Raw genomic sequence first — 15,809 nt, 5'->3', positions numbered from 1 at the left:
ACCACACAATAAACTTTAAGGAGTATTTTCCTCTTCTTTCCGCATGCTGAACTCGCACCCGCAATATTGCTGGTTATAGAAATCATATTCCTTGATAATCTGGATGCGGCGTTCGCTCAACCCGCCTTTCCGCCAGTTCTTGTCCCACCACGTCACGTCGGGATAAGGTTCTACGGCATAGCGTCCGGCTTCGTTAATCTGGTCCAAGCTCTTCCAGCGTGAAGAAGCAAGCGTAGTAGTAATCACCGTAAAACCGTGTTCATGGGCATAACGTGCCGTATCACGCAAACGCAACCTGAAACATTGCAGGCAACGCCCTCCCCTTTCCGGCTCCCCTTCCAAGCCACGAACCGCACAACGCCACGCCTCGTGGTCGTAATCGGCATCGATGATATCCAAGCCCAACGCCTGTGCATAACGGGTACATTCCTCTTTCCGGATCCGGTATTCCTCTTCCGGATAAATGTTCGGATTGCAATAATAAATGGTAGGGCGTACCCCGTGCTGCATCAGGCATTCAATAATTGCCGATGAACAAGGCGCACAACATGTATGCAGCAATACCTGTCCGGCATTGCCCGGCACTTCCCAGTCTTCTTTTTTCTTTTTCATACTTTTTAATGAAGTGACGAGGTGACAAGGTAACGAGTTGACAAGGTCCTAAATAGTTCGACCTATGTATCTAAAGCCTTGTCACCTTGTCAACTCGTGACCTTGTTACCTAAAAAACAACGGAGCCAGCCATTCGGGCACTTCCACCCCCTGCTCCTTGATATTCTCCAGACAAGCTTTTCCTTTCCGCGTAAGCGTGAAATACATCTGGCGTTTGTCCTGCTCGCCCAGCTTGCGTGCCAGCAAGCCCTTATCCTCTACCGAACGGATAACCTTCGAAGCATGCGACGAAGTCAATCCCGTACAAGAGATAATGGTTCCTGCCGTCACGGTTTCCGCTCCCACACTACACAACACCATCGCCTCGTTGAGCGACACCCCGTAAGCTTCCTCCAGCCGGTTCTCCAGTTCGGAAAGCCCCTTCAGCAAGTCGCGCATCACACATATACATTGTATCTTTTCCATAATCAAATAAACAGATTCATATTTGCCTCACCGGCACGGTCCATATAGGTCGCCACGCCACCTATCGTCACACAGTCGAGCAGTTCCTCACGCTTTATTCCCATCACGTCCATCGACATCTGGCAAGCTATGAACTCCACCCCGTTGGCAATGGCTTGCTGGCGGAGCGATTCAAGCGAGTCCACTCCCTTTTGCTTCATGACATACCGCATCATCTTCGAACCGATTCCGCCCATATTCATTTTCGAGAGCTTCAGCTTTCTCGAATCGGAAGGCAGCATCATGCCGAACATCTTGCCGAAGACATCCTTCCGTACCTTCGGTTTCTGCTCCTTCTTGATGGCATTCAGCCCCCAGAACGTAAAGAAGACGGTCACCTTCTCACCCGTAGCAGCCGCTCCGTTTGCGAGTACAAAAGTAGCTAAAGTTTTATCAAGGTCATCACTGAAAAGAATAAAAGTTTTGCCTTTCCCGCCAACTGCCGTTTTCTGTCCTACGGCAGGAACCGCCTGGGCTTTCTCTATCCGCACCCGATACACTCCGTTTTCTTCCGTTTTCGAAAGGAAACGATTACCTGTCGTACGGCACCACGCTTCTGCATCACGTGGAAATCCGGCATCGGTAGCACTTACCTCCAGACATTGTCCGGGCTGCAACGCTTCCATTCCTTGCTTCAGCTTCAGTATCGGTCCGGGGCACTGCACGCCGCATGCATTGACCTTTATCACCTTGTCTGGTTGCATATCCGTTCCAGAATCTTTTTCCCCGCCAGCCGAAACACAAGGGGTGCCTTCCGAAGGCAGTTCCACCGGTGTCACGGCAGCCTTATACGTCTTAATGCCTCCGACCAGATTGCGCACCTCTTTAAATCCATGGCCTTTCAGGATATTGCTTGCCAGATAGCCTCGCAATCCTACACCGCAATACACCCACACCGGCTTATCCCGCGGTATCTCGTCCAGATGCTCCCGCAATTCATCCAACGGCATATTAACAGCCCCCGGAATGGCTCCTAACTCAAATTCATCTTGGGTACGCACATCCACCAAAGTCACCCGACTCAGGTCGGCATCCCTCAATTCGCGCCAATACAGCGGTGTCATCTTTCCGCTCAGGATATTTCCGGCTACGTAACCGGCTATTGCCACCGGGTCTTTTGCCGAAGAAAAAGGAGGTGCATACGCATGTTCCAACCGGGTCAGGTCGTACACCGTTCCGCCTTGCTTGATAACCAGGGCAAACTCGTCAATCCGTTTGTCTACCCCGTCATATCCTACTATCTGTGCCCCGTACAGCTTTCCGTCTTGGGGCGAAAAGACTACCTTAACCGCCATTTGCAACGCACCCGGATAATAACCGGCATGAGAAGCCGAATGCGTCGTAGAAGAAAGGTAAGCAATTCCCATTTGCTTCAAACGCTTGGCAGGCAAGCCGGCAGATGCCACGGTCATATCGAACACCTTGGCTATGGACGTACCTATGGAACCTTCATACACTGCTTTGTTCCCGAATACGATATTGTCTGCCACGATGCGTGCCTGACGGTTTGCCGGACCGGCAAGAAAATTCAGCCACGGCTTTCCCGTAACGGGATGCGGAAACTCTATCGCATCCCCCACGGCATAAACAGCCTCATCCGAAGTCTGCAGATATTCATTCACATAAATGCCTTTCATCTCGCCCAGCTTCAATCCTGCTTCCGAGGCAAGGCGCGTTTCGGCACGCACTCCGATAGACAATATCACCATATCCACCTGCAAGCGGATACCCGACTTGAAGGTCACTCCTAAGCCCGCATCCGTCCGTTCGAACGCCTCTACCGCCTGCCCTAAATACAGCTTCACCCCTTTTTGCATCAAATGTCCGTGCACCAGCGAAGCCATCGAATAGTCGATAGGTCCCATCACCTGGTCTGCCATCTCTACCACCGAGACCTCTACTCCGGCATGCACCAGGTTTTCCGCCATCTCCAACCCGATAAAGCCTCCGCCTACAATCGCCGCGCGTTTCACCTGCTTTTCGTCCAAGTATCGCTTGATACGGTCGGTATCGGTTACATTCCGCAAGGTAAAGATGCCTTCCGAATCGATACCTTTCAAAGGCGGACGCACGGGCGACGCCCCCGGCGAAAGCAAGAGTTTGTCATAGCTTTCCCGATACACCTTCCCCTCGGCAGTACGGACCGTCACTTCCTTCCGCTCCCGGTTGATAGCCGTCACTTCCGAAAGCGTGCGCACATCGATGTTAAACCGCTTCCCGAACGCTTCGGGCGTCTGTACGAAAAGCCGTTCGCGTTCCTCGATAACCCCACCTATGTAATAAGGTAATCCACAATTGGCATACGAAATATAAGCTCCCTTCTCGAACAGGATAATTTCGGCTTCTTCGGTATTTCTACGGATGCGGGCAGCTGCTGTGGCTCCTCCCGCTACTCCTCCTACAATAAGAATCTTCATACGTCTTTTATTTTTCGTTTACATTATTTTCCATTGGAAACTTTTGCAAATAAACAACAAACATTTAACAAGACAAAATTTCCAATGGAAAATATTTATCAAGTTAACAATTATTAGGCAGCTCTGCTTATAAGAAATGCTGCCTACAGATGAAAACTGATATATAGGAAAAGGGGAAGCCCGCCACATTGAAAATGAAGATATACTTCGTTTGCCGATGAAGTATATCTTCGTTTTCAGAGGGTATATATTATGCCCGAATGCGGATTCATATTATATGGAAGTATAAAACCACCCTAAATGGAAAGAGAGCCTATTTTTTTGCTGATATCTTGCAAGGCAAAACGAAGCGTCTGCATTTCTTCATCCGTAAAACGACACACCTTGCCGTGCACCACATTACCGTTCAACCGTTGCGAGAACCATGCCTTCGACTTTTTAAAATAAGTTTCAGCGATATATTTGAATGAAATCATGTCTGAAATGCTTTTAACCACCTGCAAGGTCTCAAGCCCTTTATTAACTTCATCCACTCCTGTTCCTATGTCTTCCAACATCAATGACACATACTCACCGATTAGTTTTTTATCTTCTTCCGATGTATATACACCTTCCATACGATCCAAACGTTCGTCAAAAGCAGGTGTGCCAAGCTCATCACGTAACAACTCCAGTTCTTGTTTCAAATTCTTCTCCATATTATTTTAATTTAAGAAAGGAGGGAGGTCCCCCTCTGTAAGTTCTATTTTTTCTTTAATTCTTCAAGTTCTCTTTTTGCCTTGATGATACCATCTAAGAAGCTGTTTTGAATTTATCGTGCGATGATTTGGGATGAGTTTTTGAGGCATTTTCGCTTCTGTGATGAGGAAGATAGCGGGCTATCTGACGAAGAACAGGAGCGAAAAGGACCAAAAATCGCCCAAAGCACACACGAAAACGGATACATCAAGCCAAGAAAAACTTTTTGGAGAAATTCAAAACAGCTTCTAAGTATTCATCAATCTTTTGATTCGCTTTTCATCGGCTAATCCCATTCATTTTAACCGTTGTACTTGCCGGATTGCTTGTTCCAGTCGGACAATGTGCAATTCCAGCTTTTCAATTTCTTTCTCCATTATCGATTTGCATTATTGATACAACAAAAATAGATAAACTTTCGTTTATCAACAAATATTTCAGTCACTATTTTACATCACAATGAGAGAAAGTTCTGGTTAGGAAGCCTTCGAACCTCCATACATTCATCCGATGAAACAAATGATTTCCTTTGTTCCATTGAATTACTTTTATATTCCACGGCGCGGAATGTACGTTCCAGCCCATGGAATATACGTTCCACGCCGCGGAATGTACGTTTCAGCCCGTGGAATATAAAACCAAGCCTGTTTCTTGTCCATTGCCATGTAGCTTTGTAGAAAAGGTTGACTACTTTAAGTCTTATTCGTAGTACGGGTTGACTCGTATTATTACTATTCATGCACAGGGTTAACCCTGTGGCCGTCCGCTGAAACAGATATGCAACCAGCCGGGAACACGAATCCGGCAACGTGTGTTAATCCGGTCAAACAGGCACAGAATACATTCAAACGGCATTCTTGAAAGATTTATGCATGTGATTTGCACGATTAAAGATTTGTTTTAATTTATGATTTCTCTATATTTGCAAACGTAATTAACTTTAAAATAAATCGCATGAAGAAACATTTCTTAAATCTGGCACTATGGGCACTCTTACCAATGAGCCTATGTGTGACGGGATGTAGTGACGATGACACTTATCCCGATGTAGACGGGCAAAGTCCTGTTGCGGAAATGACGACTCTGCACATACAGACTGCTGCAGGACGTACATTTACGATTGAAGGCACACTGACCGATGCGGACGGCATTTCAACCATCCAATTGCAATGTGAAGCCTTGTATCTGAACAAAACCATTGATTTAATTGAAATCTATGGAGAACCTCAAACCGAGTATGAGTTGAGTTACAACTTTGACATGCCTGCAAATGAAATAGCCGACAGCTATACAGTAACGGTAACAATTACCGATATAGGCGGACGGTCGGTAACACAAGATGTCAAAGTCACACTTGATGGAGACTTTGAAAATCCGGTATTCGTATCAGGCGCACCCGATGAAGGAAGTATCGTTCCGGTTATCTTACGTGAAGGAGAAACTCCAACATTGGATTTAAATTTTTCATTAAGCGATGATCGTGGACTAGACTATCTGAACATCGATATCGAAGGTCTGGAAGGATTTCCCAAACGCATTGACTTAGGAATGCAGACAACCGGTGAATACACAGAAAGTGTATCTTTCCCTGCAGAAATCCAGGATTACGCATACACGGTAACATTGGCTGATACCATCGGTAAAATCGTAACACGCACCGCTACCATCCGTGTGACCGATGTAATGGATTATGAAAAAATGTATATAGCCGATGTAGCTACCGAAGCCGAACTGAACAGCGATGTATTCGGTGTACCGATGTGCATAGACCATACAGGCGAATACCAGTATCAGGCTATTTATTACAATGCAGAAGCAGGAACCGAAGTTTACTTCATCCCGACTCCTACCAGCTTCTCTGTTCGTTATGGTATCAACTCGGAAGACAATACCGTACTGACAAACGACCCGAACTTGGTACAACCTCTGGTATTAGACCAGGCAAATGTTTACTACATTATTAATCTCAACATTTGGGATTTGACCTACGAAATTGCAGGAACTTATTCGGTAGAAGAAGCGCAAGACCCGTGGGGTACGGATATGACGTATGGCGAAGAATGCTTCGACTTGTGGGGAGATCAAAGCGAATACATTGCCTTTACTTTCGGTCTGACTTCAAGCGACCCGACCGGAGTGGTATCATTCACACAAGACACTACTAATCCGCACATTTTCTATAGTGAACCGATGGAACTGGCTACAGGAGAAGAAATGAACTTCATTATCCACAACTACCACACCAGTTCGTGGTGGAACGCTGTAAGATGGTGTAGCATTAGCGAAACTGACCTTGACGTGTTCAGTTATTATACGCAAAGCGCATCGAAGAATCCGGATTATACCGGTCCTACTACCGGTCAAGACGTATGGTCTAAACCAACCGTAACAACCGGCGGAACTTACCGTTTCTACTTCGATTCACATTTGGGACGAGCTAAATTAGTAAGAGAGTAATTAACCAAATAATTATCTAATATGAGAAAACAGATATTGATAACCTGTCTGTTGCTGCTATCCGTATGCGGCTTTGCACAACAGATTACAGTGAAAGGTATCGTGACTTCGGATGCCGATAAGTTAGGCTTGATTGGAGCTACGGTGCAGGTGAAAGGTACCACTAATGGTACAATTACCGGACTAGACGGAGACTATACGGTACCCAACGTACCGAAAGATGCCATATTGGTATTCTCCTCTATCGGTTATGAAACACAGGAGATTGCCGTAAACGGACGCACTACCATCAACATTGTGATGAAAGAATCAAGCGAATTACTGGACGAAGTGGTGGTCATCGGTTACGGTGCCGTCAAGAAGAGTGACCTGACCAGTTCTATTGCTACTGTAAAGGCGGAAGACATTACCCAAACCGTTACGGGCAATGCCATGGATGCCTTGCAAGGCAAAGTAAACGGTGTGCAGATATCCAGTGGTGGTGGACCGGGAACTACTCCGAAAGTATTGATCCGTGGTGTTACCACTGTCAACGGTACCGACCCGCTTTACGTAGTGGACGGTATGCCGATTAGCGGAAACATCAACTTCCTGAACAGCAACGACATCGAATCAATGCAAGTATTGAAGGATGCTTCGGCAGCCGCCATTTACGGTACACGTGCATCGAACGGTGTAATCTTGATTACCACCAAGAAAGGAAAAGCCGGAAAAACCAGCATCAACTTCTCGGCTTCGGTTGGTTTCCAAACTATATCCAAGCCAAGTGTAGCAGGTCCTTCTGAATACAAAGAAGTATACAATACACGCTATACAAATGATGGATTAACTTCGAACTGGAACGATACAGGAGCTACGACTAATCCTGGCGGAACAGACTGGTGGGATACAGTAGTAAATAAGACTGCCTTGACTCAGAACTACTCGCTTAGTATCGCAGGAGGTACAGACAAGCTGGTATATAACTTGAGTTTGGGTTACTACCGCAACAACTCCCAGTTTGATGTAGGTTATTGGGACAAACTGAATGCCCGTTTGAACACCGAATACACCTTCAATAAATATGTAAAGGTAGGATTCGATATTGCTCCGCGTATGGAATCGTGGGACGATACACCGAACCAGTTCTCTTCTGCCATGTCAATGGACCCGACGACACCGGTATTCCGTCCCGAAGACCAATGGGAAGACAATGCGTACAACAACTACCAGCGTTCGTACAACAACCAGACTTGGAACCCTGCCGGTTCGATTGCACGTGCCAACGACCATTCTCGTGAAATGGGTGCCCTTTTGAACACCTATTTACAGATCAACCCCATTGAACAACTGACTTTACGCACACAATTCGGTGCTAACGCACACTACCGCCGCACCGACCACTTCGTGCCTCAGTTCTATATGGATGCCTTGGAACAACAGACATTAAGCGATGTATCTCGCCAATCGCAAGAATGGTTCGACTGGAACTGGACCAATACGATTACCTATAACGAGACCTTTGCTGAGAAACATAACCTGAATGTCATGGCAGGTTTCACAGCTGAGCGTTATGCTTATTACAACACGCAGGCTACCCGCGACAATACACCCAACAACTTGGATCAGATGCAAGAGGTAAACGCCGGCGATCCAACTACAGCTGAAGCATTCGGATCAACCAGCTATAATACGTTGGTATCTTTCCTGGGACGTATCATGTATAACTACGACAACCGTTACTACATCTCCGCTTCCCTTCGTTCTGATGGTTCTTCACGCTTCCCGTCGGGAAATAAATATGCACTCTTCCCAGCAGTATCCGCATCGTGGCGAATCACGAGCGAAGAGTTCATGCAAGACCAAGAAATCTTCAGCGATTTGAAACTCCGTGGAGGTTGGGGACGTGTAGGTAATCAGAACATTGATAACAATGCAACTTTAACTCTGCTCGACCAAACTCAATATGCTTACGGAGGTACTATCACCAATGGTTACTTCATTTCATCAGTGGGTAACAACAACTTGAAATGGGAAACCGTAGAAGATTGGAACGTAGGTATTGATATGTCATTGTTGAAATCCCGTTTAGGCGTTACGTTCGAATACTTCCAAAAGAAATCGAAAGACATGTTGTACCAGAAACAGAATGTCCTTGCCGTAGGTTACCCTAACTGGAACAGTACCGTATGGATGAACATCGGTAGTATGCAGGCTCGCGGTTGGGAATTAGGACTGAGCTGGCGCGACCAAATCGGCAAAGACTTCTCGTATGACATTGGTGTCAACCTGTCTGCCGTACGCAACAAAGCCATCCGCTTCTCGGGTGACGGTCCTGTAACTGCAGGTGGATTCAATAGTGACTCAATCATTCGCAATGAAGACGGCGGCTTGATTTCCCGCTTCTATGGATATGTAGCCGACGGCTTGTTCCAAAACTGGGAAGAAGTATATGCCCATACCGATGAACACGGAACGTTGATTCAGCCCAACGCACAACCGGGCGACATCCGTTTCAAAGACTTGGACCACAACGGGACATTGGATGCCAACGACAAAACATTTATCGGTAATCCATATCCTGATCTGATGATGGGTATCAACATTGGGCTGCGCTACAAGAACATTGACTTTGCCGCTAACTTTTACGGCACATTCGGAAATGACATTTACAATACGACAAAAGGATTATATTCTGGCTCGAACGGACAAAACGTATGGGCTGGTACCCTGAACGAAGCATGGCACGGCGAAGGAACCAGCAACGACATTCCTCGTCTGTCGTATAGCGATTTGAACTTAAACTACCAGCGTGTCTCCAGCTTCTATGTAGAAGACGGTTCGTACATGCGTTGCAAACTGCTGCAGATTGGTTATACCTTGCCTGAAAAATGGGTAGGTGGTTCTCAGTTGCGCATTTCGTTTTCGGCACAGAATCCATTCACCATTACCGGTTATTCGGGTATGGATCCCGAACGTCCGATGTTGGATGGTACAACCGACAGTTCAGGTAGTGCAATCAATACGGGTATTGACAACACCGCTTACCCGAACCCACGTACTTTCTTGTTCGGCATAGACTTTAAATTTTAATAACTGACAGACATGAAACATTTACTTAGTATATTAACATTAGGTGCCGCGCTAACCTTTACTTCGTGCGAAGACTTCCTGACCGAAGAAGTGCGCGGACAACAAAACCTGGACACCTACTTCACGACAATCGATGAATGTAACGCTTATGTTACCGGGTGTTACCAAGACATCACGTGTGGTGGCTGGTGGAACATCAACACCGTATGGCTGCTCTCTGAAATGTGTAGCGATGATGCCTGGATGGGAAACACTACCCAAAGCCAAAGCGACTATATTTCATTGGCACATTATCAAGGTAATGGAGCTAGTAACGGACCTATCTCTAACTTCTGGCAATACCGTTATAAAGGTATCTTGCGTTGCAATGTAGCAATCGACCGTATCAGCCAAACTGAATTAACTGATACCGAAACACAAAATCGGTTGGTAGCAGAAGCCCGCTTCCTCCGTGCTTATTACTACTTTGAACTGGTTCGTAATTTCGGTGGTGTACCTTTAATGACCGGTTTTTTGCTGCCGGAAGAAGTGCAAGGCATCACCCGTGCTTCAGAAGAAGAAGTATATGCCTTTATTGAAGAAGACCTGCAAGCTGCAGCTGAAGTATTGCCTGAACGTAGCGAATATGCAGCGGCTGATATGGGACGCGCCACCCGTGGTGCAGCTCTTGGACTGTTAGGAAAAGTTTATTTGTATCAAGAAAAATGGCAGGAAGCACACGATGTATTACAAACAGTCATTAACAGTCGCGAATACGACTTGCTTACCGACTTCGGTCAAGTATGGGATTTGGAATATGACAACAGTATCGAAAGCCTCTTCGAAGTACAATACGAATATCATGCAACCTTAGCATTAGGTGGTTCATTAGCAACAGTTACCGGATGCCGTAACGGACCCGGCGACGGTTGGAGCTGGTGCCAACCGACAGCCAACTTGGAACAAGCTTACATTGATGCAGGTGACACTGTCCGTTTGAAATGGACCATCATCAAGACTGGTTGTACTGAAATTGCAGGTGAAAACCAATTTGATGACTTCATTGCCAACAGCAAAGAAATGGCAAACTATGATGAATATATTGAACGTTATGGTTGGGATCCGAACTGTTACATCATCGACCCGGCGCAACATAAGTCAGCTCGCATCATCCGCAAGTACTTCCTTCCGCTGGAAGACCGTCCGGAAATATACAATACCGACAAGAGTCCGCTGAACCATCGTATTCTGCGCTTTGCCGATGTATTGTTGATGTATGCCGAAGCCTGCAACGAATTGGGACAGGACGGCGATGCACAAGAAGCATTGAACCGCGTACGTACCCGTGCCAAATTGCCGGCTGTTACAGCTACAGGACATCAACTTCGCGATGCCATCCGCCAGGAACGTCGCTTGGAACTTGCTTTCGAACAAAACCGTCTGTACGACATCCGCCGTTGGAAAGACGATAGCGACCAACCGGTTATCGCCAGCATCTTAGGCCCGAACGGAAGCTTCGTACAATGGAACCTGAACGAAGCTACCCGTGACCGCTACGAATGGGAAAACCAGGGAGAATCCAGTGACAAGGGTATCAGTTTCGATGTAAACCGTGACCTTGTATTCCCAATTCCATTATACGAAATCACACAGTCGAACGGTTCAATCACACAGAATCCGGGCTGGAATTAATTACTGCCAGAAACAAGCCGGCAAACGGATAAAGTTCCATGATGTACCGATAACTTGCTTGCCGGCTTGTATTTCTGAACAAATAGGATAACATATTCAATAGGTTGATCTGATTATAAAAGCACAAAAAGGTGTGTCAACATAAAATTGAACACACCTTTTTTTATTAAAATTCCCCTTAATTCACAAACCATGAAACTGATAACATTACTTTTTGCTTCACTGGCAACAAGCCTGAGTGCCTGCAGTGACGATGCAATCAACGAATCTCAACCAGAAACCCCTAACGATGAACCGACAGTCAGTGTAGACAAGAACGTCACCATCAATGCCGGACAGACCTTTCAGACCATAAAGGGATTTGCCGCTTCCGACTGCTGGACACCTGCTTTTGTAGGCAAATATTGGACAAATAACCGGAATGAGATAGCCGAATTGCTTTTTTCTTCGGAAATCGCCGACGGACAGCCCAAGGGTATCGGACTCTCGATGTGGCGTGTCAACATGGGAGGCGGAAGCATGGAACAAGGAGACGAGAGCGGTATCTCGAACGTTTCACGCCGTGCCGAATCGTATCTGAACGATGACCTGACCTTAGACTGGACCCGTTGCGAAGGACAACGCTATTTTATGGAACAGGCAAAAGAATTGGGTTGTGACCAATTCGTCTTGTTCAGCAATACCCCACCCGTGCAGTATACCAAGAACGGAAAAGGATTTTCATCGGAGGGCAACCAATCGAACCTGAAAGAAGACTGTTACGATGACTTTGCCGCTTACATGGCAGACGTAGCTGCCCACTACACCAGCGAAGGATACAATATCACCCACATATCTCCCATCAATGAACCGCAATTCAGTTGGAATGACGGCGGACAGGAAGGAAGCCCATGGACCAACGACGAAGCGGCACACTTAATCCGTGAATTGGATAATGCACTGACCGAACGCGATCTTTCTACTGACATCTTGCCCGGAGAAGCAGCCGAATGGACCTACCTCTATACGACCAAAGACGACCCCAACCGCAGCAAAGTGATAGAAGCCTTCTTCGAGCCAAGCTCATCGGCTTACATCGGGGACCTAACCCACGTAAAAAACCTGATAGGCGGACACAGTTACTGGACAGACGGCACATGGGACGGCATGCGGAATGCCCGCGAACGCATGGCACAAACTGCCGGACAATACGGACTGGAAGTATGGCAAACCGAATGGAGTATGCTGGGAGACAACTACAGCTCTACCGAATTCGGCAGTTATGATACAGCCACAACCATGGATATTGCCCTCTATATGTCGCGCGTCATCCACAACGATCTGACCGTAGCCGGAGTGACTTCATGGAGTTATTGGACTTCGATGGATATCTCGCAATGGGGACAAAAAGACCGTTTCCTGCTTATTTCACTGATACCGAACGGATGGACCGGTGACGGAGGTGATACCGGACTGCTGCGTAACGGAGGAAGTTACCAAGCCATGCCTACCCTTTGGGTATTGGGCAACTACAGCCGCTTTATCCGTCCGGGATACCGCCGCATTGCCATGGAACTAAGCGAATCTATGAACTTCTTCGGTTCGGCATGGATATCGCCCAAAGCTGATGAGATAGTAGCCGTCTATACCAATTATTCTGACAAAGGTGTCCGGCTGAACGAAACCCGGGAAGGCTGGAACGGCGATGTAGCTTCCATTACCACTTATACTACCACACAAGACAAGAACCTGGAAGAAAAAAACTACGCAACAGATGAAAAAGTAATATTGGATGCGGAAAGTGTAACCACTGTGGTATATACATTGAAATAAAGTTTGTACCTTTACACCTATTATTATATATAACAAAAATCCAAACGATGAGAAACAAACTTACTTATACCCTGTTATGCCTGTTGGTATGCCTGATATGCATCCCGGCAAAGGCGCAAGTATCTTTTGGCAAAGCTGGCAAATTTAATGAAGGTTGGTTGTTCAACTTGAAAGACGATTCACTCAGCCTGCAAACCGATTACGATGACAGCAAGTGGCGCAAGCTTGACCTGCCGCACGACTGGTCGATAGAAGGCCAGGCCTCTCCTACCCTTGCCAGCTGCACAGGCTATTTGCCGGGAGGTATCGGCTGGTACCGGAAGCATTTCCAAGTAACCGACAATGCTCCGCGGCATTACATCTACTTCGAAGGAGCATACAACCGGAGCGAAGTCTATCTGAACGGACACCTGCTGGGAAAACGCCCGAACGGATACATTTCATTTATGTATGATATGACTCCTTACTTAAAAGAAGGAGACAACGTACTGGCAGTCCGCATTGACCACAGCCGTTACGCCGACTCCCGCTGGTACACAGGCTCGGGCATTTACCGCGATGTATGGATGATTGCCGCTCCCGAAACCCATTTCGCACAATGGGGTGTAGGATGGCAAGCAACTTCCCTTACCGACAAGCGTGCGGTTATAGCCGTAAATATGGAAGTGGAGAAGCACAGCGATGTCAGCGGAAAACTGGAGGTAAAAGCAATGCTTTATGATGCAGAAGGGAAACTGGTAGCCCAACAACAGGCAAAAATAAAAGACGGGAAAAAAGGCATCTCCATACAAAATGTCAACCTGAAACTATCGAAACCGCACCGTTGGAACCTGGACGCACCATATCTCTACACACTAAAGACCGGACTTTATCAAAACGGAACGAAAATAGACGAAAGTGAAACCCGTGTCGGACTGCGGACCCTGCAATTCGACCCCAACAAAGGATTTGCCCTGAACGGCGAATGGATGAAAGTAAAAGGTGTCTGCCTGCATCATGATGCCGGCGTACTGGGAGTCGTAGTGCCGGAAGAAGTATGGAAACGCCGCCTGCAAAACCTGAAAGCCATCGGCGTTAACGCCATCCGCATGAGCCACAACCCACAAGCACCTGTACTCTACGACTTGTGCGACGAAATGGGATTCCTTGTCATGGATGAAGCTTCGGATGAATGGGAATTTCCGAAACGCAAATGGGTGCAAGGCTGGAATGTAGGCGAACCCAGCTTTGACGGTTCATTTGATTTCTTTGAGGAATGGATAGAACGTGACGTAACCGATATGGTGCGCCGTGACCGCAACCATCCTTGCATCTTCTTATGGAGTATCGGCAACGAAGTGGACTACCCGAACGACCCCTATTCACACCCGATTCTTGACGGGACTACCATTAACCAACCGATGTTCGGTGGCTACAAGCCCGATGCCCCCGATGCCATGCGTATCGGTAAGATAGCCAAACGCCTGGCTGCCTGCGTACGTAAGATAGATACATCACGTCCTGTCACCGGAGCTTTGGCAGGAGTAGTCATGTCCAATCAAACGGAATATCCGGAGGCTGTAGACGTAGTAGGATACAACTATACAGAAAACCGTTACGACGAAGACCATGCCACCTATCCCGACCGTATCATCTACGGCAGCGAAACAGGCGTAGGCTTTGACGCTTGGCTTGCCGTGCGCGACAAAGATTTTATCTTCGGACAATTTATCTGGACAGGAACCGATTACTTGGGTGAAGCCGGACGCTGGCCTTCACGCGGCTTATATACCGGATTGCTGGATTTCGGCAGTTTCCCGAAACCGCGCGGACACTTCCGCGCTTCCTTGTGGTGCGAACACCCGGTGACCTATATCGGCACCTATCCGATAAAGGAAGGACAAGACTGGCTTTCACAAGATGCATGGGATATCTGGAATTATGAGCCGGGACAACTGATTCGTGTGGTATGCTACACCAACGCCCCGCAAGCCCGCCTGTTACTGGACGGGAAAGAAATAGGCAAGATGAAACCCTATGATGACAAGAGCGGCATTATCTATTGGGACATTCCGTATCAGGCAGGCGAACTGAAAGTGGAAGGCTGTGACACGAACGGGAATGTCCTTTCCAACTACTCCATCACTTCGTCCGGATGTCCTTATGCCATCTGGGCAAGCGCAGATTGTGATACCCTTTCGCCCGACAAAACCATCGCACACATCACCGTGGAAGTGGTAGACGAGAAAGGTACGGTTGTGAAACTGGGAGATAATAACATCACCTGCCACATCGAAGGTCCCGCAAAGCTGTTGGGATTGGAAAACTCGGACAACAGCGACATGGGCGACTATACCGATAACCGCCAACGGGTGTACCACGGACGTCTGCTTGCCTACATCCAGACAACAGGCGAAAAAGGTGAAATCCGTGTCAAGTTTACATCTCCATTATTGAAAGGTACAGAAGTAACCTTGAAAGCCGAATAACTTTTTCAGTTGACAGGGTTTTTGAAGAGTAAAGAAACATCCGCTTTATCTATTCAAA

General features: G+C 47.2%; 10 protein-coding genes. 6 read left to right on the top strand and 4 right to left on the bottom strand.

All coding sequences use genetic code 11. From position 1 onward, the window contains the following. Window positions 1-15: 15 nt before the first annotated feature. The 4 genes from B5F25_RS01280 to B5F25_RS01265 form a co-directional block, all read right to left on the bottom strand. The gene (locus tag B5F25_RS01280) at window positions 16-612 is read right to left on the bottom strand and encodes an epoxyqueuosine reductase QueH (protein WP_087209179.1); all 597 of its coding nucleotides are present in this window, start codon (window positions 610-612) and stop codon (window positions 16-18) included. 105 nt (window positions 613-717) lie between these two features. Continuing rightward, window positions 718-1,077, bottom strand: coding sequence for a winged helix DNA-binding protein (locus B5F25_RS01275; RefSeq protein WP_087209182.1), 360 nt, complete (start codon window positions 1,075-1,077; stop codon window positions 718-720). Between the two features lie 2 nt (window positions 1,078-1,079). Then, entirely contained in the window at window positions 1,080-3,533 is a 2,454-nt protein-coding gene (locus B5F25_RS01270) for an FAD-dependent oxidoreductase (protein ID WP_087247137.1), read from the bottom strand. 296 nt (window positions 3,534-3,829) lie between these two features. Beyond that, the gene (locus tag B5F25_RS01265; protein ID WP_013617506.1) at window positions 3,830-4,231 is read right to left on the bottom strand and encodes a DUF5053 domain-containing protein; all 402 of its coding nucleotides are present in this window, start codon (window positions 4,229-4,231) and stop codon (window positions 3,830-3,832) included. Window positions 4,232-4,354: 123 nt separating this feature from the next. Between B5F25_RS01265 and B5F25_RS21455 the strand changes: the two genes are divergently transcribed. From B5F25_RS21455 to B5F25_RS01240, 6 genes are all read left to right on the top strand, one after another. Next, window positions 4,355-4,561 carry a hypothetical protein gene (locus B5F25_RS21455; RefSeq protein ID WP_162614338.1) on the top strand — a complete coding sequence of 69 codons (207 nt, stop codon included), beginning with the start codon at window positions 4,355-4,357 and terminating at the stop codon, window positions 4,559-4,561. A 664-nt stretch (window positions 4,562-5,225) separates the two neighbouring features. Further along, the gene (locus B5F25_RS01260) at window positions 5,226-6,728 is read left to right on the top strand and encodes a hypothetical protein (RefSeq protein WP_087247135.1); all 1,503 of its coding nucleotides are present in this window, start codon (window positions 5,226-5,228) and stop codon (window positions 6,726-6,728) included. 21 nt (window positions 6,729-6,749) lie between these two features. Then, window positions 6,750-9,800 (top strand): TonB-dependent receptor, encoded by a 3,051-nt coding sequence (locus B5F25_RS01255; protein WP_087209194.1) that lies wholly within the window; start codon window positions 6,750-6,752, stop codon window positions 9,798-9,800. Between the two features lie 12 nt (window positions 9,801-9,812). Beyond that, a complete protein-coding gene (locus B5F25_RS01250; protein WP_087247133.1) occupies window positions 9,813-11,471 on the top strand; it encodes a RagB/SusD family nutrient uptake outer membrane protein in 1,659 nt (552 codons plus the stop codon). A 192-nt stretch (window positions 11,472-11,663) separates the two neighbouring features. Then, window positions 11,664-13,283: a glycoside hydrolase gene (locus B5F25_RS01245; RefSeq protein ID WP_087247131.1), complete on the top strand. Its 1,620-nt coding sequence runs from the start codon at window positions 11,664-11,666 to the stop codon at window positions 13,281-13,283. 47 nt (window positions 13,284-13,330) lie between these two features. After that, window positions 13,331-15,751 carry a glycoside hydrolase family 2 TIM barrel-domain containing protein gene (locus B5F25_RS01240; protein ID WP_087247129.1) on the top strand — a complete coding sequence of 807 codons (2,421 nt, stop codon included), beginning with the start codon at window positions 13,331-13,333 and terminating at the stop codon, window positions 15,749-15,751. Window positions 15,752-15,809 lie beyond the last annotated feature (58 nt).

Origin of the sequence: Bacteroides sp. An19 (assembly GCF_002160215.1) — a bacterium.
In the GTDB taxonomy this organism is placed as follows: domain Bacteria; phylum Bacteroidota; class Bacteroidia; order Bacteroidales; family Bacteroidaceae; genus Phocaeicola; species Phocaeicola intestinalis.
The sequence above is the reverse complement of the archived record's forward strand: the minus strand, read 5'-3'. Positions and strand labels throughout refer to the sequence as shown.

What these genes read in the sequence shown, in the direction of transcription:
- B5F25_RS01260 (WP_087247135.1), top strand. Translation starts at nt 5,226, where the DNA reads ATGAAGAAACATTTCTTAAATCTGGCACTATGGGCACTCTTACCAATG.
- B5F25_RS01280 (WP_087209179.1), bottom strand. Translation starts at nt 612, where the DNA reads ATGAAAAAGAAAAAAGAAGACTGGGAAGTGCCGGGCAATGCCGGACAG.
- B5F25_RS01255 (WP_087209194.1), top strand. Translation starts at nt 6,750, where the DNA reads ATGAGAAAACAGATATTGATAACCTGTCTGTTGCTGCTATCCGTATGC.
- B5F25_RS01265 (WP_013617506.1), bottom strand. Translation starts at nt 4,231, where the DNA reads ATGGAGAAGAATTTGAAACAAGAACTGGAGTTGTTACGTGATGAGCTT.
- B5F25_RS01245 (WP_087247131.1), top strand. Translation starts at nt 11,664, where the DNA reads ATGAAACTGATAACATTACTTTTTGCTTCACTGGCAACAAGCCTGAGT.
- B5F25_RS01250 (WP_087247133.1), top strand. Translation starts at nt 9,813, where the DNA reads ATGAAACATTTACTTAGTATATTAACATTAGGTGCCGCGCTAACCTTT.
- B5F25_RS01275 (WP_087209182.1), bottom strand. Translation starts at nt 1,077, where the DNA reads ATGGAAAAGATACAATGTATATGTGTGATGCGCGACTTGCTGAAGGGG.
- B5F25_RS01270 (WP_087247137.1), bottom strand. Translation starts at nt 3,533, where the DNA reads ATGAAGATTCTTATTGTAGGAGGAGTAGCGGGAGGAGCCACAGCAGCT.
- B5F25_RS01240 (WP_087247129.1), top strand. Translation starts at nt 13,331, where the DNA reads ATGAGAAACAAACTTACTTATACCCTGTTATGCCTGTTGGTATGCCTG.
- B5F25_RS21455 (WP_162614338.1), top strand. Translation starts at nt 4,355, where the DNA reads ATGATTTGGGATGAGTTTTTGAGGCATTTTCGCTTCTGTGATGAGGAA.